The organism is Burkholderia sp. MSMB1459WGS (genome assembly GCF_001534535.1).
Taxonomy (GTDB): Bacteria; Pseudomonadota; Gammaproteobacteria; order Burkholderiales; family Burkholderiaceae; genus Burkholderia.
In genome coordinates this window covers 1-1,431 of the sequence record NZ_LPMU01000074.1, presented here as the reverse complement: position 1 = coordinate 1,431, position 1,431 = coordinate 1, and the positions used below count along the sequence as shown (strand labels likewise).

Here is a 1,431-nt window from a genome sequence, read left to right as displayed (position 1 = left end):
CGGATCGCCGACCCCACCCAAGGCACCCGTTACCGTACCGACTGCGCCGCTTGCCGCGTTGCCCACCGTTCCGACAACGCCACCGAGACCACCGGTCCCGCCGCCAACACCGCCCAGTGCGCCAGTCAGCGTTCCGACCGCACCCGTCGCCGTGTTCGCTACCGTGCCGACAACGCCGCCGAGACCACCAGTCCCGCCGCCCCCGATGCCACCCAGTGCGCCGGTTACCGTGCCAACCACACCACCAAGCCCACCGGTCGGATCGCCCACTCCACCCAAGGCGCCTGTCACCGTACCGACTGCGCTGCTTGCCGCGTTGCCCACCGTTCCAACAACGCCACCGAGACCACCAGTCCCGCCACCACCGATGCCACCCAGTGCGCCGGTTACCGTACCGACCACACCACCAAGCCCGCCGGTCGGATCGCCGACACCACCCAAGGCACCCGTCACCGTACCGACAGCACCGCTTGCCGCGTTGCCCACCGTTCCAACAACGCCACCGAGACCACCAGTCCCGCCACCACCGATGCCGCCCAGTGCGCCGGTTACCGTGCCGACCACGCTACCAAGCCCACCGGTCGGATCGCCCACTCCACCCAAGGCGCCTGTCACCGTACCGACTGCGCCGCTTGCCGCGTTGCCCACCGTTCCAACGACACCACCGAGACCACCAGTCCCGCCACCACCGATGCCACCCAGTGCGCCGGTTACCGTACCGACCACACCACCAAGCCCGCCGGTCGGATCGCCGACACCACCCAAGGCACCCGTCACCGTACCGACAGCACCGCTTGCCGCGTTGCCCACCGTTCCAACAACGCCACCGAGACCACCAGTCCCGCCACCACCGATGCCGCCCAGTGCGCCGGTTACCGTGCCGACCACGCTACCAAGCCCACCGGTCGGATCGCCCACTCCACCCAAGGCGCCTGTCACCGTACCGACTGCGCCGCTTGCCGCGTTGCCCACCGTTCCAACGACACCACCGAGACCACCAGTCCCGCCACCACCAACGCCGCCCAGCGCGCCAGTCAGCGTTCCGACTGCGCCCGTCGCCGTATTCGCTACCGTGCCGACAACACCGCCGAGACCACCAGTCCCGCCGCCACCGATGCCACCCAGGGCACCGGTTACCGTACCGACCACACCACCAAGCCCGCCAGTCGGATCGCCGACACCACCCAACGCCCCCGTCACCGTACCGACCGCGCCGCTTGCCGCGTTGCCCACCGTTCCGACGACGCCACCGAGACCACCAGTCCCGCCACCACCGATACCACCCAGTGCACCGGTTACCGTACCGACCACACCACCAAGCCCACCGGTCGGATTGCCGACACCACCCAAGGCGCCCGTCACCGTACCGACCGCGCCACTTGCCGCGTTGCCCACCGTTCCAACGACGCCACCGAGACCACCAGTCCCGCC

1 pseudogene is annotated in these 1,431 nt (G+C 69.7%); it reads left to right on the top strand.

Annotated elements, in window-relative coordinates:
- A pseudogene (locus WT97_RS34700) lies at nt 1–1,431 on the top strand (hypothetical protein); the annotation flags it as partial.